Source organism: Niallia sp. FSL M8-0099 (genome assembly GCF_038006945.1).
Lineage (GTDB): Bacteria > Bacillota > Bacilli > Bacillales > Cytobacillaceae > Niallia > Niallia circulans.
The window spans coordinates 390,419-410,295 of record NZ_JBBOWF010000002.1 but is presented as its reverse complement, the minus strand read 5'-3'; the positions used below and the strand labels follow the sequence as shown (position 1 = coordinate 410,295).

At 35.2% G+C, this 19,877-nt stretch carries 19 protein-coding genes; 13 read left to right on the top strand and 6 right to left on the bottom strand.

The features are described from left to right. The first annotated feature begins 53 nt into the window (after positions 1-53). Together NSQ92_RS16950 and NSQ92_RS16945 are read left to right on the top strand one after the other, a co-directional pair. Positions 54-926: a carbohydrate ABC transporter permease gene (locus tag NSQ92_RS16950; RefSeq protein WP_047942328.1), complete on the top strand. Its 873-nt coding sequence runs from the start codon at positions 54-56 to the stop codon at positions 924-926. Continuing rightward, positions 916-1,800, top strand: coding sequence for a carbohydrate ABC transporter permease (locus tag NSQ92_RS16945; RefSeq protein WP_095258638.1), 885 nt, complete (start codon positions 916-918; stop codon positions 1,798-1,800). Before NSQ92_RS16950 ends, NSQ92_RS16945 begins: the two co-directional genes overlap by 11 nt. A 155-nt stretch (positions 1,801-1,955) precedes the next feature. On the opposite strand, the gene NSQ92_RS16940 is transcribed toward NSQ92_RS16945, so the two are convergent. Then, positions 1,956-2,819 carry an aldo/keto reductase gene (locus tag NSQ92_RS16940; protein WP_061799126.1) on the bottom strand — a complete coding sequence of 288 codons (864 nt, stop codon included), beginning with the start codon at positions 2,817-2,819 and terminating at the stop codon, positions 1,956-1,958. A gap of 415 nt (positions 2,820-3,234) precedes the next feature. Further along, a complete protein-coding gene (gene katA / locus NSQ92_RS16935; protein WP_341152973.1) occupies positions 3,235-4,689 on the bottom strand; it encodes a catalase KatA in 1,455 nt (484 codons plus the stop codon). 379 nt (positions 4,690-5,068) lie between these two features. Between katA and NSQ92_RS16930 the strand changes: the two genes are divergently transcribed. The 3 genes from NSQ92_RS16930 to NSQ92_RS16920 all read left to right on the top strand — a co-directional run bounded on the left by NSQ92_RS16930 (position 5,069) and on the right by NSQ92_RS16920 (position 7,908). Continuing rightward, positions 5,069-5,599 (top strand): shikimate kinase, encoded by a 531-nt coding sequence (locus tag NSQ92_RS16930; RefSeq protein WP_047942325.1) that lies wholly within the window; start codon positions 5,069-5,071, stop codon positions 5,597-5,599. A gap of 25 nt (positions 5,600-5,624) precedes the next feature. Then, positions 5,625-6,389: a type I 3-dehydroquinate dehydratase gene (aroD, locus tag NSQ92_RS16925; RefSeq protein ID WP_047942362.1), complete on the top strand. Its 765-nt coding sequence runs from the start codon at positions 5,625-5,627 to the stop codon at positions 6,387-6,389. 145 nt (positions 6,390-6,534) lie between these two features. After that, positions 6,535-7,908, top strand: a complete 1,374-nt coding sequence (locus tag NSQ92_RS16920) for an aldehyde dehydrogenase (RefSeq protein WP_047942321.1) — start codon at positions 6,535-6,537, stop codon at positions 7,906-7,908. A gap of 63 nt (positions 7,909-7,971) precedes the next feature. On the opposite strand, the gene NSQ92_RS16915 is transcribed toward NSQ92_RS16920, so the two are convergent. After that, positions 7,972-8,514 (bottom strand): hypothetical protein, encoded by a 543-nt coding sequence (locus tag NSQ92_RS16915; protein WP_053215674.1) that lies wholly within the window; start codon positions 8,512-8,514, stop codon positions 7,972-7,974. Positions 8,515-8,663: 149 nt separating this feature from the next. On the opposite strand from NSQ92_RS16915, the gene cdaS reads away from it, so the two are divergent. Then, the gene (gene cdaS, locus NSQ92_RS16910) at positions 8,664-9,287 is read left to right on the top strand and encodes a sporulation-specific diadenylate cyclase CdaS (protein ID WP_047942320.1); all 624 of its coding nucleotides are present in this window, start codon (positions 8,664-8,666) and stop codon (positions 9,285-9,287) included. Between the two features lie 285 nt (positions 9,288-9,572). On the opposite strand, the gene NSQ92_RS16905 is transcribed toward cdaS, so the two are convergent. From NSQ92_RS16905 to NSQ92_RS16895, 3 genes are all read right to left on the bottom strand, one after another. Next, positions 9,573-10,394, bottom strand: a complete 822-nt coding sequence (locus NSQ92_RS16905) for an STAS domain-containing protein (RefSeq protein ID WP_047942319.1) — start codon at positions 10,392-10,394, stop codon at positions 9,573-9,575. A gap of 180 nt (positions 10,395-10,574) precedes the next feature. After that, positions 10,575-10,859: a spore coat protein gene (locus NSQ92_RS16900; protein WP_053215677.1), complete on the bottom strand. Its 285-nt coding sequence runs from the start codon at positions 10,857-10,859 to the stop codon at positions 10,575-10,577. A 26-nt stretch (positions 10,860-10,885) separates the two neighbouring features. Beyond that, positions 10,886-11,080, bottom strand: a complete 195-nt coding sequence (locus NSQ92_RS16895; RefSeq protein WP_047942318.1) for a hypothetical protein — start codon at positions 11,078-11,080, stop codon at positions 10,886-10,888. A 246-nt stretch (positions 11,081-11,326) separates the two neighbouring features. Here NSQ92_RS16895 and NSQ92_RS16890 point away from each other — a divergent pair, with 246 nt between their 5' ends. From NSQ92_RS16890 to bglB, 7 genes are all read left to right on the top strand, one after another. Then, positions 11,327-11,965 carry a YesL family protein gene (locus tag NSQ92_RS16890; protein ID WP_047942317.1) on the top strand — a complete coding sequence of 213 codons (639 nt, stop codon included), beginning with the start codon at positions 11,327-11,329 and terminating at the stop codon, positions 11,963-11,965. 19 nt (positions 11,966-11,984) lie between these two features. Continuing rightward, positions 11,985-13,736, top strand: coding sequence for a sensor histidine kinase (locus NSQ92_RS16885; RefSeq protein ID WP_095258640.1), 1,752 nt, complete (start codon positions 11,985-11,987; stop codon positions 13,734-13,736). A gap of 4 nt (positions 13,737-13,740) precedes the next feature. Continuing rightward, positions 13,741-15,282: a response regulator transcription factor gene (locus tag NSQ92_RS16880; RefSeq protein WP_341152972.1), complete on the top strand. Its 1,542-nt coding sequence runs from the start codon at positions 13,741-13,743 to the stop codon at positions 15,280-15,282. Between the two features lie 178 nt (positions 15,283-15,460). Beyond that, positions 15,461-16,756 (top strand): ABC transporter substrate-binding protein, encoded by a 1,296-nt coding sequence (locus NSQ92_RS16875; protein ID WP_047942314.1) that lies wholly within the window; start codon positions 15,461-15,463, stop codon positions 16,754-16,756. Between the two features lie 130 nt (positions 16,757-16,886). Further along, the gene (locus tag NSQ92_RS16870; protein WP_047942313.1) at positions 16,887-17,786 is read left to right on the top strand and encodes a carbohydrate ABC transporter permease; all 900 of its coding nucleotides are present in this window, start codon (positions 16,887-16,889) and stop codon (positions 17,784-17,786) included. A gap of 38 nt (positions 17,787-17,824) precedes the next feature. Beyond that, positions 17,825-18,697, top strand: a complete 873-nt coding sequence (locus NSQ92_RS16865) for a carbohydrate ABC transporter permease (protein WP_047942359.1) — start codon at positions 17,825-17,827, stop codon at positions 18,695-18,697. Positions 18,698-18,760: 63 nt separating this feature from the next. Then, the gene (bglB, locus tag NSQ92_RS16860) at positions 18,761-19,864 is read left to right on the top strand and encodes a beta-galactosidase BglB (protein ID WP_095258641.1); all 1,104 of its coding nucleotides are present in this window, start codon (positions 18,761-18,763) and stop codon (positions 19,862-19,864) included. Positions 19,865-19,877 lie beyond the last annotated feature (13 nt).

Here is a 19,877-nt window from a genome sequence, read left to right as displayed (position 1 = left end):
ATACCAAGAAGATAAACCTTCTTGGTATATTTTCCTAAAGGGGTGTGGGGCAGTTGGCTAGAAAAAATGCGAATTTATGGGGTTTTCTTTTTATTAGTCCTCAGCTATTAGGGTTGCTGTTTTTTTCGTTAGTTCCATTAATCTATGCCTTTTATTTAAGCTTTACAGACTGGAGTGGATTTGGGAGTAGCAGCTTTATTGGAATATCTAATTATATTAATCAAATAAATAACCCTGATTTTTGGAAGGCAATGGTTAATACAATCTATTATATGTTTTTAGTTGTACCTATTGGAATTGCGTTAGCGCTAATTTTAGCTGTTGCCCTTAATAAAGTAAAAGGTAAAGCAATCTACCGTGTCTTTTTCTTTATGCCTGTAGTAACAAGTTCAGTTTCTGTAGGGGTAATATTTATGTGGATTCTAAATGGAGATTTCGGTATTTTAAATGAATTGTTATCCTATATTGGGATAACTGGACCTCATTGGTTAACTGATACTAAGTGGGTAATACCTTCCATTGCATTATTAAGTATATGGTGGGGGCTTGGATATAACATGGTAATTTTCTTGGCAGGACTACAAGGCATATCAAGGAGCTATTATGAAGCTGCAGAAATGGATGGGGCAAATGCTATTCAGAAATTTAGGCACATAACGTTACCATTACTAACACCAACTACCTTTTTTGTAACAATCATGACCATCATTTCTTCCTTCCAAGTATTTGACCAAGCATTTGTTATGACAAATGGTGGACCTGCAAAAGCAAGTTATACCATTGTCTTCCACATTTATGATCAGGCATTTGTTGATTTTACGATGGGAAAGAGTGCCGCTGCTTCCATGATATTATTCGTTATTATTTTAATCTTTACACTTATCCAATTTAAATTTCAAAAAAGGTGGGTGTTTTATGGAGAATAAATATGTATTAAATACTGATACTAAATTTGACATCCAAAAAGCACGTAAGAGACGAACATTTATCCCAAAATTAGTTCTGCATTTTATATTGGGAATTGGGGCACTAGTAATGATCTTCCCGTTTGTTTGGACGATCCTTAGCTCCTTAAAGGATATGTCCCAAATATTTGTTATTCCGCCAAAATGGATTCCTGATCCTTTTGTTTGGAGTAATTTTCTTGATTCTTTACAGGCAATGCCCTTTAATTTAGCGTACTTTAATAGCTTTTATATTACTGTTATTATCGTGGGCTTTACATTATTCACTGCTTCAATGGCAGCTTATGCCTTTGCAAAAATTAATTTTAAAGGTGCCAATCTTCTTTTTATTTTATTTCTGGCTACGATGATGATACCAAAGCAGGTTACAATGATTCCTTTATATTTGGTAATGGATAAATTAGGTTGGTTAGATACTCATTTAACATTAATTGTACCAGGAGCACTATTTAATGCTTTTGCAGTATTTTTATTAAGACAATTTGTTATGGGGATTCCAAAAGAGTTAGAAGAAGCAGCTATAATGGACGGGGCAGGATATGTTCGAATATATTGGAATATCATATTACCATTAATTCGACCTGCTTTAGCTGCCATTGGTATCTTTACTTTTATGCAATCTTGGAATAACTTTCTTGATCCTTTGATATATCTGAATTCTCCTGAGAACTTTACTGTACCTTTATTATTAAATTCTTTTAAAGGGCTATATACAGCTGACTGGTCGTTAATGATGGCAGGTACAGTTATATCTATTATTCCAGTATTAATTGTGTATATTATTGCACAGCGTCATATAATTGAAGGAATATCCATAACAGGCATGAAGGGATAAGTATATGAGGTTAATAATTTGATTGTTTGTTTTAATATATCTTAAGCTCCTGCAAAATCTTTTCCTGATAAATGCACAGAACTATATTGTGTTTGGTGGAGTGGTAGGAGGTTATACGCCTCCTGCCACTCAATAATAGACTAAATATAGGAACATTATTTTGAAGCAGCTTCCTGCATCGCTTTAAACCGTTCGATATCATCAGGATTCCCAAAGCTTCGTTCGTTTGTATCGAGGGAAGTAATGGTTTTTATATCCTCTGAATCAAGTGCAAAACCAAATAAATCAGCATTTTCCATAATGCGATGTTCATGAACTGATTTAGGAATAATGATGGTATCACGTTCTAAATGCCATCTTAGAATTACTTGGGCAACTGTTTTATTGTGTTTTTTAGCAATCTCCGTTAAAGCTGGTAAATCGAATAATCCATTCTTACCTTGTCCAAGCGGTGCCCACGCTTCATGGGCAATATTATGTTGTGCTAAGTAATTTCTTAGTTCCACCTGTTGGAAAAGAGGATGTGTTTCAACTTGATTTAGCATAGGAGTGATTCTCGCTGTTTCCGCTAATTTTTCTAAATGGTGGATTTGGAAGTTGCATACACCAATTGCGCGGATTAACCCCTCTTCATAAAGATCTTCCATTGCTCTCCATGTTTCTTCAAATCCAGGTGCAGCCCAGTGAATAAGATAAAGATCTAAATAATCTAACTGAAGCTTCTTTAAAGATTCATGAAATGCCTTCTTTGTTTCTTCATAACCAAAATCTGTTACCCACACTTTTGTAGTGATAAACAATTCTTCACGAGGGACACCAGCAGCTTTTATCGCAGTGCCTACAAATTCTTCGTTTTCATATCTTGTAGCGGTATCAATGGAGCGATAACCATTTTTTATGGCTGCAAGGACACTTTCTTCACATTCTTTTGGATCATTTACTAAGAAAACACCAAAACCTAAATAAGGAATTTCTACGCCATTGCTTAGTTTTTTTGTTGAATTGATTGATAATTCCATCTTTTCACCTCGTTAGAATATAGTTTTCCTATTCTAAGAGTAGCGCTTTCTTGAGGGATTATCAAATAATTGAGATGAAATGCATGGATTGTACGAAGGGGGGGAGCCGTATGTAATAGGTTCGGAGTCGCAAGTAAAAAGCGAAAAGTCGCAAGGAAAAGATAAATAACCGCAAAAAAATGCCGAAACCCGCAAGTAATTTGCTAAAAACAGCAAGCATCTAGGCAAATGACGCAATGAAAATAATCCCTTAAAAATAAGTGACTACAAATTATCATAAAATTAGTTTGAGTTTCACTTAAAAGGGGTACTGTACCAACAAACAACAGGCTGTAATCCTTATATTATAGTATTACAACCTCCTCCAAATAGAAAAGAAAAACCCTCAGAAAAGAGGGTTTTTCGCCAATTATTATTATTTTACTGTTTCGGGAACACTTAGACCTAAGCCTTCAGCAACTTTTGTGCCGTATTCAGGATCTGCTTTGTAGAAGTGACCGATTTGACGAAGCTTGATTTCTTCTAATGCTACAGGTTTCATTGCGCCAACAATGTTTGCGACTAATCTTTCGCGTTCTTCTGTGGTCATTAGACGGTATAAATCTCCTGCTTGTGTGTAGTGATCATTATGATCATATGCTACACTTTCGGCTACTCCAGATACTGCAAATGGCGTTGTTTTGTTTTCAGGTGTTTCTTTTGGACCACTAAAGCTATTTGGCTCATAATAAACAGAACCGCCGCCATTACCATCAAAGCGCATTTGCCCATCACGTTGATAGTTATTTACTTCATTGCGTGGACGGTTAATTGGAAGGGCATTATGGTTTGCACCTACACGGTAGCGATGTGCGTCACTGTAAGCAAATAGACGGCCTTGTAGCATTTTATCTGGTGAAACTTCTACACCAGGTACTAATGTTCCAGGAGAGAATGTAGCTTGCTCCACTTCTGCAAAGTAGTTTTCTGGGTTGCGATCAAGTACCATACGACCAACTTCGATTAACGGATAATCTTTTTGTGACCATACTTTTGTTACATCGAATGGATCAAAACGATACGTATCGGCATCCTCTAATGGCATAATTTGTACGTATAGTGTCCAAGCAGGAAAATCTCCTTTTTCTATTGCATTAAATAAATCTTCTGTATGATAATCAGGATTCTCTCCAGCAAGTTTAGCAGCTAAATTAACATCCAGGTTTTTAATCCCTTGTTCTGTTTTAAAATGATATTTAACCCAAACGCCTTCTCCCTCTTCATTTACCCATTTAAAAGTATGGCTTCCGAAACCATGCATATGACGTAATGTTGCTGGAATACCACGATCTGACATCAGGATAGTTACTTGATGTAAAGATTCAGGGGAATGAGACCAGAAATCCCATACAGCTGTTGGGTTTTTTAAATGTGTTTTTGGATCTCTTTTTTGTGTATGGATGAAATCAGGAAATTTAATGGCATCACGAATAAAGAATACAGGTGTATTATTACCAACGATATCATAATTTCCATCTTTTGTATAAAACTTCACCGCAAATCCACGTGGATCACGAACAGTATCTGCAGAACCTAGCTCCCCTGCAACGGTTGAAAAACGGATAAACATTGGAGTTCTTTTTCCTACTTCAGATAAGAAGTTAGCTTTTGTATATTTCGTTAAGTCATTTGTCACTTCGAAATATCCATGAGCTCCAGCCCCTTTAGCATGAACAACTCGCTCAGGCACACGTTCTCTATTAAAATGAGCTAATTTTTCAAGTAAATGTACATCTTGGATTAATGTTGGTCCACGATGGCCAGCAGTAATAGAATTTTGGTTGTCCCCAACTGGTGCTCCCCAGCTAGTCGTTAATCGATTATTTGACATATAAAAAATCACCTCATAATTTAGTTCTTTAGCATATGTATATTATAATATCATCTATAATTAAAAAATCAATATAATTTTATAATAATTATAAATAAGTTCTAAAATAGTAATTTATAAATGTATTTAACCATTAAAACTACGTAATACTTGATAGGATTAGAAAATTGAAAAAATAACTAATAGAGAACGTATGCGCATGAATGAGAATATAGGATGGGAGAAAAACGTGTTTTTTCAAAAGAAGATAGCTTTTATCCACTGCATTATATGTGAGAAGAAACAGATTTATTCCAATAATCTGCTAGGATAAAGACTCAATTTCCCTTATAATGAAAAGAAAGATTTTGCCGGATATAGTTATAGGGGGCTTCATTTCATGCTGCAGAATGGATCAGTGAAAGAGAAAAGTATTTTTTTAATAGGGTTTATGGGAGTCGGAAAAACGACGATTGGAAAAGAATTAGCGAAAAAACTTCAACGTGAATTTGTAGACGTTGATCATCAGATAGAAGAAGAGTATAACATGACCATTCCAGAAATTTTTAGCCATTATGGAGAAGCCTTTTTTCGGAAAAAGGAAAAAGAGCTGATTAAGGCGTTATCGGAACAGAAGGAAAAAGTGATTTCGCTTGGAGGAGGAGCTTTTCTGCAAGAAGATATTCGCAATGCTTGTCTAGAAAATGGGATAGTTATATATATCGATATGTCCTTTAAGGCGTGGAAGGAAAGAATCCCGTTTATTATTGATAGTAGACCTGTACTGCAAGGTAAGACTGATGATGAAGTAAAGGCGTTATTTAATACGAGAAAAGAAATTTATAGGAATCACCATCTGAAAGTCACAACCGATGGAAACAAGGTAGAGGAAACAGTTGATGCTATTATAGATTCATTGGATCTGGCTTAAAAGTAAGCTCTTGGAGGGGAAAATGGTGAGTAAAAGCATAAAGGTAAGAGAGGTCATTATTGGAGAAGGAATCCCGAAAATTTGTGTTTCTCTTATTGGTAGAACAAAAGAAGAGCTAAGGGAAGAGGCAGCAGCATTAAAGGAGCTGAGGATAGATATCCTTGAATGGCGTGCAGATTATTTCACAGAAATAGATAATAAAAAAAGGGTAATAGAAATGCTGCAGCAAGTAAGAGAAATAATTGGCAATATGCCTTTACTATTTACATTTCGTACAGCAAAAGAGGGGGGCGAAAGACAAATAGAGGAGCAAGAATATTTCTCGTTAAACAAAAGTGTGTTAGAAACAGGACTGATTGATTTACTAGACATAGAGTTATTCATGGAGACGGAAGCCATTAAAGAAGTTGTAAATATGGCCCATTCTAAACAAATTGCCGTTGTCGTATCTAATCATGATTTTGACAAAACACCATCTAAGGAGGAAATTGTTTCGCGCCTACAAATGGCGCGCCAGCTAGGTGCTGATATTCCCAAAATTGCGGTCATGCCAAAATCAGTTAAGGATGTTATAGCATTATTAGATGCGACTGTTACGATGAAGGAAGAAGCCCCCAATCAACCGATTGTCACGATGTCAATGGGAGGAAAAGGAGCTGTGAGCAGGATGGCAGGAGAAGTATTTGGGTCTGCAATTACATTTGCTGCAGCAAATAAGGCATCTGCACCAGGACAAATTCCATTAGAAGAGTTGAGAACTATTTTAAATGTTTTACATAAAAGTTTATAACAAGGATTTCGTGTAAGAAACCTCATTCTTATGCGAAATCCTTATTGTTATTTTTCAACTGTGTTTTTTTAAACTTGCTTATAGGAAGAATTACTTGATACACTCATCATTAAAATAATACCCATTAAGGGAGCGTAAATAAAAAATGGAAGTAAATCAAAGATTAGAACAAACAAATTCATTCTTTTCGACGCAAGCAACATTGCCCCTTTCTTTTCGAATAGAGCAGCTGGAAAAATTAAAAAATGTTATTTTAGAAAAAGAACTTCTTCTTATAAAGGCACTACAGAAAGACTTGGGAAAGCATCCTTTTGAATCATATGCCTCTGAAATTGGCTTTGTGCTTCAGAGTATTCGTCATACAACGAAACACTTGAAGAGATGGATGAAGCCCCAAAAAGCAAAAAGTACATGGAGTCTATTTCCTTCAAGGGGGAAAACTGTATATGAGCCATATGGAACGGTTCTTATTATCGGTCCATTTAACTATCCTTTTCAATTATTAATCGAGCCTTTAATTGGGGCCATCGCTGCAGGAAATTGTGCGATCTTAAAGCCCTCGGAGCTTGTGCCAACAGTTTCAGCTGTTGTAACGGACATGATAAATAATACCTTTAATCCTGCCTATATTAGTGCAATAGAAGGGGGAATAGAAACAAATCAAGCATTGATACACGCTGATTTTGACTATATTTTCTTTACAGGCAGTACGAAGGTAGGGAAGATTGTGATGGAAGCAGCGTCTCAGCACTTAACACCAGTAACGCTCGAATTAGGTGGGAAAAGTCCAGTAATTATCGATGAGACTGCAAATTTAAATGTAGCGGCCAAGCGTATTATATGGGGAAAAACGTTAAATGCCGGACAAACATGTGTAGCACCAGATTATATTATGGTGCATGAGTCAGTTAAAGAACCATTGATTGTCGAAATGAAAAAGACACTAGGAAACTATTTTGGAGAAGAGATTGAAGATAAAGAAGATTTTGGCCGAATTGTGAGTGATCGACATTTTCAGCGCTTAATTGCAATGCTAGAAGCTGATCGGAAGACCATCCTTTTTGGCGGGAAGAACAATCGAGATACACGTTTTATTGAACCCACGCTACTGGATGCTACGTGGGATTCCGCAACAATGCAAGAAGAAATCTTTGGACCGCTTTTGCCTATTTTAACCTATACAAAACTAGAGGACGCAATGGAATCGATTCGGAAGCTGGAGAAACCGTTAGCACTCTACCTTTTTACAAATAACAAGGAAACAGAAGCGAAAGTGATTCGTTGCCTATCATCAGGAGGTGTTTGTATTAATGATGTGTTAACCCACATTGTCCCGCCTAGTCTGCCTTTTGGCGGTGTAGGTGCCTCGGGAATGGGAGCTTATCACGGTGAATACAGTTTTAAAACATTCTCTCATCAAAAAAGTATCCTTAGAAAGAGTACTAAAGTAGATCTTCCCTTTCTTTTTCCACCATACACGAATAAGAAAGAGAAGATAATTCGTAAAGTACTTAAATAATGATGAAGTAAAAATGCCCAATAACATTAAAAAAAACGGAAAGAGAGTGGAACGTCTTAAAGATTAGTTCCCTCTAAATTCAGTAATTCCAAAAGTTTGCTCATAATTATAGCCATTAAAATAAATATCTAAATCATGAAAATAGCGATGTAGATTTCGCATGGCGATACGATCATCTTTCTCTGCTACTATTTGAGCATTTGCGCCAATATCATTAATATCATGCTTAATTTGCTCATCGTTAACCTTTATGTTCTTTAGAGCCTCCAGGATGGATGAAGCTGCTTCTTTTTGCTTCTCGTAGTTTGTTGTTTCTAGTCTGCCCCAGCCTAATGTTTTGTTATAAAAATCATGCCATTTAGAAATAAAGGTGTGTCCACTTGTGCCATCTGCCAGAACAACCACTTCCTCATTGACTGGTGTATTGACCTGTTCTTTATCAAAGCTTTCTTCTGTCTCTGATGAAGCTTGTTTCACAACTGGACGGTCGTTTTCTGACTGCAAGGGTGATTTGCTGTCAAATAATGATTGGAAAATAAAATAGGAAGAAACACCTATTGCGGTAACAGATAGTAAAATAATAATAGTCCAAGTCCAAAATTTCATATGTGAAATTTTTCCTCCCATAGTAATATTCAACTATCAGTCTATCATTAGTGAAAATGGAATACAATCATGCAAAACCCTTTGAATGATTATCTTGCTTGTATAAATTCATTAAAGCTGGACAAGGTAACAAAAAAGGGAGTGTTGGTATGGAAGGAGACAACCATTTACCTAATGAGTTTAACCAAGAGATGCATCAATTACTGGAGGATTTAGAGGCGGAACTTAGCGAACTAAAAAATACGCTGGATGAAAAAGATTGCTGTATTTTAAACGATTTTGAGGAAGTAAATAAGTTATTTAAAAGTATTCATCATCGTGCAGCTACATTTTATTTACAATTATATTTAAAGCCATATACTAAGAATTTAGAAATCCTTACTGCTAGCGCCCAAGCTCTTTCTGATAAACGACATGGAGCGTTAATAGCTATTAAGCGTAAGGATTCTTTAGACAGATTGATTCATTCTGGAATCCCCTTACATGCAAAATTATCTGCTTCTTTACTAGAAGCAATTTTTTATCCTGGAAACCCATTGCACGATGGGGGAGTGTTAATCGAAGAGGATTCGATTATTTCTGCAGGCAATATATTTCCAACTGCAAGTAAATTTAACGGCAAGGATAAATTAGGAACAAGACATAGAGCAGCCATTGGGTTAAGTGAAATATCAGATGCATTAGTGATTGTTGTGTCAGAGGAAACAGGGAGAATATCGTTTACATTGGGTGGAGCATTATATCCCATTCAGCCAGGTGATATAAATATGTAAGATAGCCAGTATAGAAAGAGAATTGGAAAATTTAGCATAAAAAATATATTATTTAAAATTAAGCAACTTAATATACGTTGCCCCTCCTTAGCAGCTGCAAGAATGGCTGAGACTTTTTAGGATAAACGAAACCACACTCGCCACATTAGGAAACAAAATGTATTCAGGCTGCGGGGGAATAACCACCATTATAACGATTGAAAAATAAAAATAATGGGTATCCAACCAATATTCAGATGACTATCTTTGGTTGAATACCCTTGCTAAGTATTTTCAATAGGAGTTTTAAAGAATATTCTTTAAGGTTTCTTGGAGGGTGCCTCTTGTTTCAGCATTTTTTTCAAAATGAATACCGGCATGCACCATTTTTTTTACTAACTCTGGTCTAAGTCCAGTAAGGATGGCGTTACAGCCCATCATCGAAATACCAGCTAATACTTTTTCAAAATAATCAATAACATCCATTTCCATTTTTGCTGTACCCGAAAGATCTATCACTAATGTTTGAATTTTTGAATCAGCTATATCGTTTAAAACTTTCTCTTCAATAACTTTAATTCTATATGAGTCAATGGTACCGATTAATGGTAAAACGGAAATAGATTGTTTAATCGGAATAATGGGAACAGATAAATGTTCAACCATTTTTCTTTGTTTATTCAACATCTCATCTTTATAATGCGAATAGCTAAGGAAAAAATTATTTAAAAATTGATCTATCTTTTCGTTAAATAATTTTTCCATTCCATAATAATCCTCGCGATTATGTATGATATCCTTTTCCTCATCAATCATGCTAATAAAATGCCATAAGGTTCTTCTGATGGCTTGGACCCATTCTAGCTTTAATTCTAAGGTCAAAGAGTGTTTAGCCCATGCAATTCCTTCTACTTTGGCAAAAGAAATTAAATCTGACTCTTGTTGATCTACTGTGTAAAATATCAGTTTTTTGGCATTTTTTAGCAAATCAATATTTCCTTTATTTAATATATCGGTAATTTTTATAGAAACATTTGTTGCTTCTGTCAATAATTTTTGATTGAAGGTGTTCCCATTCTCATTAATGAAATTTTTTAATTCGTCCTTTATGTACATTATTGTGTTCATTTTCGTTACTCCCATGGATTTAATTTAAGTATGAAATATACTAAACTACACAAATAATAGTTTTCGATAAACTACTTTACCCTATTATAAACATAATTAAACCCAAAATATTAAAATATTGATTTAAAGTTTAAAAAGAAGGAGATAAGCTGACTATATCACTTATCTCCTTCTTTTAATTTATTTTACTAATTCTAATGATATGTCTATTTTTTCTTTATCATGCTCTAATTGTTTATCCACATCATAGGCATAATACATATCATTTTTTATCATATAATTGGCGATTTTAGCATGATTGTCAATCGCTTCATTGAGTTGTTTCTTTAGGATTTCTCTTACTTGTGGAGAAGCTGTCTCTGTTATGGCAACAGCATATGTTCTTACCGTTGCTTTCGCAGAAATCAGCAGCTCTGTAGCAATTAACTCATCACACATTTTTCCAGTGGCCTTTAATTTATCCATGAAGCTCATTCCCATCACCCGTCCCTTTATTGTTTTAGAATTTCCTGTAGTTCTTTGATTGCTTTCTCTGAACTAGATACATCATTATCTAAAATTGCTTTTAAAGTATCATCATCAACCAGGGATTGTAATGCATAGGATTTTACGAGACAACTCTGTTTTAACGTCAGTACTTCATGTACTTCTAACGTTTCATGTATTGCTAATTTAGTAGAAGCCATGTTTTCTCCTCCTGTTGGACTTGTCTTTTCAGTATTTGATATATCCGCAATTGGATAGGCTTAAACCAATTTTTTTCATTTATGAATGAATCCTATCCGAAGGGAGCGATAGAGTCAGTTAAAGCACTCCAGTCTTTGATAGTTATTAAAATTTTTTGATTGCTTTCCTTTTCTTTACATAATAGTATGTAAAGGCTTACAGATTTGGTGTACAATAAATAAAAATGTAATAAGGGAGATGGGAGATTGGTACACAGTTTAACAAATGGTGCTTATAAGTTTTGCGAATGGGTAACACGACTAGCCTATGTAAATTTACTATGGATATTTTTTACATTTTTAGGATTAGGCTTTTTTGGATGGATGCCAGCAAGTATTGCTATGTTTTCCATTACAAAAAAATGGGTGAATGGGGAAAGGGATATCCGCATTTTTCCTCTATTTTGGGCCAGCTATAAGCAAGATTGGTGGAAAGGCAATATTCTTGGGATGATTTTCATGCTTATTTTCCTGTTACTTTATATGGATTTTCGGATTATCGGCATATTGGATGGCCCCACAACACTTCTTCTTTTTTTTATTTGTGGATTACTTCTTTTTTTTAGTACGACTTTTTTATATCTTCTACCAGTTTACACATACTACGATCTCAAGTTATTAGAATACATAAAATATGCATTTGTTATCGGGTTTCTACGTCCCGCCCATACAGTAGGAATCTTTATGGCTGTATTTTGTATAGCTTTTCTGGCATCACTTCATATAACGCTTCTTCTATTCTTTAGTATTAGTACCCTTGCATTTGTTATTACTTGGCTGGCTGCCAGAGCTTTTGGCAGTATTGATCATCGTTTAAAGAAAATGACCCAACAAAGGATTGTTTAAAAATGAAAAGGGGTTAACGATGAAACATTTCATTTTTTCTATTATAAATAAATACCGACAGTTAAAAATAAAGAAAAAGTTGACGTTAACCATTTTATTCATAATGGTTGGTTCCTTATCCTTTTTATTAATTGGATTTCAATATGCCTTTCATGTATACGATCAATTGTATTATCAAAAGACAACGGATGTCTTGCATATGTCATCCAAGCAATTAGAAAAAGAATTAAAAAGTATTGAGGAAGTCTCCTTTTCCCTCATGTCAGATAATAAAATTCAAAAAATTCTTTCGGAAATAAAGATGGACTCCAATCCTTACCAGCGCTATCAGCTGGATAACCAGCTTTGGGATCTGCTGACAGAGTACGTGGGCTCTTCAAAATATATTCATGCGATTCACATATTTGATGCAAATGGAAGGGAATATCGAGCTGGCGGATATACATCATCCATGATTTCAAACAAAAAGGAAAAATGGATTGAGATAGGAGAAGGAAAAAAAGGAGCTAATCAGTGGGTAACAGAGACAGACAGCAATAAGATCTTTGCTATTCGCAAAATCAGAACCCATCAGAACTTGAGTTTAGATAATTTAGGCACACTCCTTATTCAAGTCAATGTAGATAAAATTGTAGAAGACAGTGTATCAGAAAATAATAAAGTGACAAGTAATATGATGATTAGCGGAGAAGATAATCAATTCTTTTATAAAGGAATATTCAAAGAAATAGAAAATATTCCCTATTTGCCGAATCAGAAGGTCGGCTATGAAATTCAGTCAATAGGCGGTCAGAAATACTTTATTACACATACTTCTTCCTCCTATGTTAACTGGGTTTATTGGAATATTGTGTCATTTGATTCGATTATTGCAAAAGTGCAAACAACAAAATACATTATGCTGGCGATTTTCTTTTTGCTGAACTTAGTTGTTTTATTTATGGCAGTCGTTTTTTCTAGTAAACTGACAAAGCCGATAGAACAGTTAGTGTCTGCGATGAAAAATGTCCCAAAAGGAGATTTATCCATAAAAAATACATTGCAGCCTGTGCAAGCGAAAGATGAGATCGGCATTCTTACTGATCATTTTATCTTGATGATTGAACGTATTAATACATTAATCAAAGAAAACTATGAGAAACAATTATTAATTAAGGATACAGAATTTAAAGCATTACAGGCACAAATAAACCCCCATTTTTTATACAACACATTGGAATCGATTAATTGGCAGGCAAAGATGAATCGGCAAACTGATATTTCCAGTATGGTGGAGTCATTGGGTTACTTATTGCGGAATGCCATTAGTGCAAAAAATGATGCAGTTCTGTTAGAAGAGGAGATATTTATTGTAGATCATTATATAAGAATACAAAAATATCGATATGGTGACCGCTTAACTTTTCATAAAATGATACCTCCAGAGACGAAGAATTGCTATATACCTAAATTGATGATTCAGCCGCTCGTAGAAAATGCTATTCATTATGCGCTCGAACAGATGATAGAGCCTTGCAAAATAACGGTCCGTGCTGTTCTTAGAGAAAATAATTTGCATATTACAGTAGAGGATAATGGACCAGGAATGGAGGAGGAACTATTAGCAAAAGTTAGAAAGCAGGAAGTAAAAACAAGAGGAACTGGAATCGGCCTTTATAATATTGATTCACGGATAAAGCTTCTATACGGTGAGGAATTTGGTTTAATAATTAAAAGTAAACGAGGAACAGGAACACAAGTACATCTAATTATTCCAAATAAATGGCGGTGAGAACATGTATAAGGTAATTCTAGTAGATGATGAAAAAATCATTTTAGATGGCATTTCTAGTATTATTGACTGGGATATGTTACATACAAGGCTCGTGGGTAAGGCTGCCAATGGGATGGAAGCCTATCAATTAATTAAAAATTTACAGCCGCATATTGTTATTAGTGATATAAAGATGCCGGGATTAAATGGCGTTGAGTTAGTTTCTAAAATTAAAAAGGAATATCCTTCTATTCATTTTATCCTTCTATCTGGATTTTCCGAATTTCATTTTGCGAAAAAAGCAATGGAGTATGGAGTTAAACATTATTTATTAAAGCCTTGTAACGAAAAGCAAATTATGGAAGCGATTCAACAGACGATTAGTGAAATTCGGATGAAAGAAAAAAGAAAGCGTTACTTGCTAGAAATGAAAAAGAAAATGGATACTGTGCAGCCTTTTGTAAAAAAGCAATTACTGACAGAGCTTGTTACTAGTAAAAAATCAGAAAAAAACGTTTTAGCCTATTATCAAAGAATTTTTCATACTAGATTAGAAGGTAAGAAAGTTTTTGTTGTGCTGTTTCATCTCGAAGGAGATTTTAACTATGAACATTTATTTATGTTAGAGAATGTTGGAAGTGACATTTTTGGATCACCTATTCTATCGTCTAATATCGGAGAATATATTTTGTTTCTAGTAGATGAAAATAATGGCCAGGATGAATTACAAGAGAGAATTGAAGAGATCCGTAAAAATTTCTATGCTGTCTACGAAATGGATATGACGGTTGCTGTGAGCGGAGCAGGTCCTATTACATTAACGCGAAAACTTTATCAAGAAGCGCTTGAATGTCTAAGTCATTGTTTTTATTTAGGAGAGGGAAGCATAATAACAAAAAAAGATATTCAGCAGGAACAGGAAATAAATAACTTGGAATTTGGAGATTTACCATTGTTTTTAGAAATAAAATCAGGAAATTGGAATAAAGTAAAGCAAGAGATGGACGATATATTCCAGCAGATTGCAGCTAAAAGAGATCCGATTCATTTGACAAGAACCTATGTTATTCAACTTTTTCTCACCATGATCCAAACATGCTGGGCTAAAAGTCTGCCTGACTATATGGGGAAAATCTCTTATTTACTAGAAGTCGATAGCATTCAGGCCATGAAGGAGTTTTTACTCCATCATACAAAGGAAATCACCTTTATCTATTATGAAAAACATAAATCTTCTCAGTCGCATATAATCGAGCAAATGAAAGAAATAATTAATAGTGAATTAAGCAATCCAGCCCTTTCTTTAAAGTGGGTTGCTAAACAGGTTTATATGAATGCAGATTATCTAGGCAAATTATTTAAGCAAGAAACAGGGGAAAAGTTTTCGACATATGTGACGAGAATGAGAGTAAATAAGGCAATGGAAGAAATTCAGAAGACGGATGATGTAAAAATACTAACACTGGCAGAAATGATTGGATTCGGCGATAATCCGCAATACTTTAGTCAGGTATTTAAAAAACATACGGGATATACCCCTTCTGAATATAAGAACGCACGATAAAAAGCTCCTAATCTCTTTGGGAAAGAAGAGATTAGGAGCTTTTTACTGATGAATTTTCTAAAATAAATACCTCTGTTTTTTAAACAGGATTTCTCTATTTTTTATATTCCATCATGTGGTAATAACATTTAGAATCATGATGAAAGCACTTACAATAAAGAAGGAAGAGGGGGATTTGGTGAGGAAGATTCTCATTTTAGCCTTAAGTCTGTTTGTGGTAACAGCATTTAGCGGTTGTAGTGCATCTAGCAGTAACGAATCAGATGGAAAAAATGGCAGCGACAAGATTACCATCCGGTTTGCGTGGTGGGGTGGTCAGCCTCGTCATGATTACACAACAAAAGTTATTGAGATGTATGAAAAGGAAAATCCTAATGTGAACATCGAGCCAGAGTTTGCTAACTGGGATGATTATTGGAAAAAGTTAGCTCCGCAGGCGGCGGCAAACCAATTACCTGATGTAATTCAAATGGATATGGCCTATTTATCTCAGTACGGTGAAAAAGGACAATTGGAAGATTTAACACCTTATCTTGAAAATGGAACAATAGATACAGCAAATATTCCTGAAAATAATATTTCAGGAGGGAAAATCGATGATAGCCTTTATGGGTTACCAGCAGGTGTGAATGTATTATCCGTTATTTCCAATGATCGCTTATTAAAAGAGGCTGGAATTGAGTTTGACAGCCAAACTTGGACATGGGATGACTATGAAAAAACAGCCTTGCTGCTACAAGAAAAACTAGGAATCTATGGTTCGAATGGGATGCATCCCCCAGATGTATTCTTTCCGTATTATTTAAGAACACAAGGGGAGCGTTTTTATAAGGAAGATGGTACAGGGTTAGCTTACGAGGATGATCAATTATTTATTGATTACTTTGAAAGACAATTGCGCTTAATTGAGGCAGATGCATCTCCAACACCAGATGAACAAGCACAAATAAAAGGGATGGAAGATGATTTTATCGTAAAAGGTGCTACTGGATTTACATGGAATTACTCTAATCAATACTTAGCATTCTCTCAATTAACCGATGATTCTCTTACCATTAACTTTCCTCCAGCCCAAGAACAGGAAAGTGCCTTATTCTTAAAACCAAGTATGTTATTCTCTATTCCGAAAAGTTCGAAGGTAAAAGAAGAGGCAGCAAAATTTATTGATTACTTTGTGAATAATGTGGAAGCAAATAAATTGATTAAAGGAGAAAGAGGAGTACCAGTTTCTACTGAAGTATCTGAGGCAATCAAGCCAGAGTTAAGCGAGTCAGAAACAAAAATTGTCGAATACGTAGAAGCTGCGGCACAACATGCAAGCCAGGCAGATCCGCCAGATCCGATTGGAAGTGCAGAAGTAATTAAAGCACTGAAAGATGTTTCCGATCAAATATTATTTAAACAAATTAAGCCAGCAGAAGGTGCAGAGAAATTTAGAGAACAAGCAAATGAAATTCTAGGAAGAAATAAATAGAGAGCTCCTGTAGCCTTCTATTAAAGAACATTTTCATGAAAGCACATATCCAACCTTGACCAAATGCACGAAAAGTTCTATTTTGAATGATTCGTGCTTTATTTCTGATTAGAGAGGAGTTGTCTTCGTTATGAAATCACGTGCATTAAAAGATAATTTATCCGGATATGCTTTTATATCACCATTTATTATTGGATTTACAACATTTACGGTTGTTCCGATGCTTATTTCCTTATACTTATCCTTCACTAATTATGATTTATTTACAACCCCGACATGGATAGGGCTTGGTAATTATAAAGAAATGTTCTTTGGAGATGAGAAGTTTTGGAAATCATTAAGTGTTACTTTTTATTATGTACTTGCAGGGGTTCCTCTACGTTTAATGTTTGCTTTATTTGTAGCAATGCTTTTAAACCAAAACATGAAAGGAATAGGGATTTACCGCGTACTTTTTTATCTTCCATCGATTATCGGAGGTAGTGTGGCAGTTGCGATTATGTGGCGTAATATTTTTGGTAACGAAGGAGTAATCAATGCGCTATTGTTCTTTATGGGGATTGATAACAAGATTCTGTGGTATCAAGATCCGACAAGCGCTTTATGGACATTGATTCTACTTGCTGTATGGCAGTTTGGTTCTTCCATGCTTATCTTCCTGGCAGGACTAAAAAATATTCCGCCAACATATTATGAAGCGGCAAGTGTAGATGGCGCAAATGCTATTCGCAAATTTTTCAAAATTACATTACCGCTTTTAAGCCCCATTATCTTTTTTAATTTAGTCATGCAAACAATATCTGCCTTTATGACTTTTACACCAGCTTACATTATTTCTAAAGGGGAGGGTGGTCCTCTAGATGGTACTTTACTATACCCACTTTATTTATTCCAAAAAGCATTTAACTTTTTCCAAATGGGATATGCTTCTGCCATGGCATGGGTAATGTTGATTATCGTAGGCCTTACCACACTCATTTTATTTAAAACATCATCTTTATGGGTTTATTACGAGTCGAAGGAGGATTAATAAAGGTGGAGACATTTAAACAAGCAACCAATAATGTTATCGAACCAGACATCAGGCCAACAATAGAAAAGAAAAGAAAAAAGATCAGACCGAAAAAAATACTCTTTCATCTGATTACTAGCATCATTGCTATTATTATGCTCTATCCTGTTATATGGTTAATTGTGAGCTCCTTTAAAGAAAGTTCCTCTATCTTTGTTACTGCTCATTCGCTTATTCCGGAAAGATTTATTTGGACCAACTATGCAGATGGCTGGCAGGGAATTGCTGGACAGTCTTTTGGTACTTTCATTAAAAACTCCTTGATTATTGTTGGACTTTCCACCATTGGTGCGGTAGTTTCATCTGCGCTAATCGCTTATGGATTTGCGAGAATTCAGTTTAAAGGCAAAAGCTTTTGGTTTGCATGCATGATGGTGACGATGATGCTTCCACACGAAGTATTAATGATTCCTCAATATATCATCTTTGCCAAAATAGGCTGGATAAATAGTTTTAAACCAATCGTTGTTCCACAGTTTTTTGGGCATGCCTTTTTCATCTTTTTAATTGTCCAGTTTATTCGTACCATCCCTGTAGAGTTAGATGAAGCAGCTAGAATAGACGGGTGCGGCCGCTTTAGTATCTTCTTTCGCATCATATTACCTTTGATAACACCTGCGTTAGCAACATCTGCTATATTTTCGTTTTATTGGAAATGGGAGGATTTAATCAATCCAGTTTTATATTTAAATAAAGCAGAATTGTACCCTGTTTCTCTAGCTCTAAAATTATTTTTAGATACGGAGTCAGCATCAAATTGGGGAGCAATGTTTGCTATGTCTGTTGTCTCATTATTACCAGTTATTTTGATTTTCTTCGTATTCCAAAAGTATATTGTGGAAGGTATCAGTACAAGTGGCTTAAAATAGCAGCGGAAAAAAGAGATCTTTTCAGTTGAACATTTTCTTTATTCTTTACATGGAGGGAAAGAGATGGTTGATACAAGACTTTTGTTAGAAAAACAAAAAGTGGTTGGTTCGATAGAAAAGTTGATGGAGAATTTAGCGAGTATTAAAGATCAAACAGGTGAGTACTTACTACATTTTGATGGAGTTGTGGTGGATGATAAAAGCTGGGAAGTATGGAATTGGCCACAGGGTGTAGGCTTATATGGAATCTATAATTATTGGAAAATATCGAATGATCAAAAGGCAAAGCAAATAATCACAGAATGGTATTACCGAAGATTAAAAGAGGGAGTTCCACCTAAAAATGTCAATACGATGGCGCCTCTGCTTACCTTGGCATACCTATATGAAGATACAAGGGATCGAACGTATTTACCTTATTTAGAGAAGTGGGCTGACTGGGTGCTATATGAAATGCCAAGGACAAAAGAAGGTGGACTTCAGCACATGACCTATGGACCTGAAAATAAAAATCAGCTATGGGATGATACACTAATGATGACTGTTTTACCTCTTGCAAAAATTGGAAAACTGCTTCATAACCAAATGTATATAGAAGAAGCGAAAAAGCAGTTTCTAATTCATACAAAATATCTGTGTGATCGAAAAACGGGATTATGGTTCCATGGCTGGACGTTTGAGGGGGATCACCATTTTGCGGAGGCTCTATGGGCACGAGGTAATTGCTGGATTACCATTGCTATTCCTGAAATAATCGATTTGCTTGAACTGCCAAAGGGAGATTTCTTTCGTGAATATTTATTAGAGACACTAACTAGGCAGATAGAGAGATTAAAAGAATATCAACATGAAACAGGTATGTGGCATACCTTGATTACCGATCGATCCTCCTATTTAGAGGCATCCGCCACGGCTGGCTTTGCGTACGGAATATTGAAAGCAGTTCACAAAAGGTACATTGGCTCGGAATATAAAGAGGTTGCTTTAAAGGCAGTACAGGCAATTATCCAAGAAATAAATGAACAAGGTGCTTTACAAAAAGTATCAGTAGGAACTGGAATGGGAGAAACACTGGAATTTTATCGCCAAATTCCGATGACTACGATGCCATATGGACAGTCATTAGCGATTTTATGTCTATCCGAATTTTTATACAGTTATTGTTAGCAGAAAGTTATAA

Coding starts and splice junctions, on each gene's coding strand:
- NSQ92_RS16895 (WP_047942318.1), bottom strand. CDS start 11,080: ATGGCTTCTACTAAATTAGCAATACATGAAACGTTAGAAGTACATGAA.
- NSQ92_RS16915 (WP_053215674.1), bottom strand. CDS start 8,514: ATGAAATTTTGGACTTGGACTATTATTATTTTACTATCTGTTACCGCA.
- NSQ92_RS16940 (WP_061799126.1), bottom strand. CDS start 2,819: ATGGAATTATCAATCAATTCAACAAAAAAACTAAGCAATGGCGTAGAA.
- NSQ92_RS16870 (WP_047942313.1), top strand. CDS start 16,887: ATGAAATCACGTGCATTAAAAGATAATTTATCCGGATATGCTTTTATA.
- NSQ92_RS16880 (WP_341152972.1), top strand. CDS start 13,741: ATGTATAAGGTAATTCTAGTAGATGATGAAAAAATCATTTTAGATGGC.
- NSQ92_RS16920 (WP_047942321.1), top strand. CDS start 6,535: ATGGAAGTAAATCAAAGATTAGAACAAACAAATTCATTCTTTTCGACG.
- NSQ92_RS16885 (WP_095258640.1), top strand. CDS start 11,985: ATGAAACATTTCATTTTTTCTATTATAAATAAATACCGACAGTTAAAA.
- NSQ92_RS16900 (WP_053215677.1), bottom strand. CDS start 10,859: ATGGATAAATTAAAGGCCACTGGAAAAATGTGTGATGAGTTAATTGCT.
- NSQ92_RS16905 (WP_047942319.1), bottom strand. CDS start 10,394: ATGAACACAATAATGTACATAAAGGACGAATTAAAAAATTTCATTAAT.
- NSQ92_RS16945 (WP_095258638.1), top strand. CDS start 916: ATGGAGAATAAATATGTATTAAATACTGATACTAAATTTGACATCCAA.
- katA (WP_341152973.1), bottom strand. CDS start 4,689: ATGTCAAATAATCGATTAACGACTAGCTGGGGAGCACCAGTTGGGGAC.
- cdaS (WP_047942320.1), top strand. CDS start 8,664: ATGGAAGGAGACAACCATTTACCTAATGAGTTTAACCAAGAGATGCAT.
- NSQ92_RS16930 (WP_047942325.1), top strand. CDS start 5,069: ATGCTGCAGAATGGATCAGTGAAAGAGAAAAGTATTTTTTTAATAGGG.
- bglB (WP_095258641.1), top strand. CDS start 18,761: ATGGTTGATACAAGACTTTTGTTAGAAAAACAAAAAGTGGTTGGTTCG.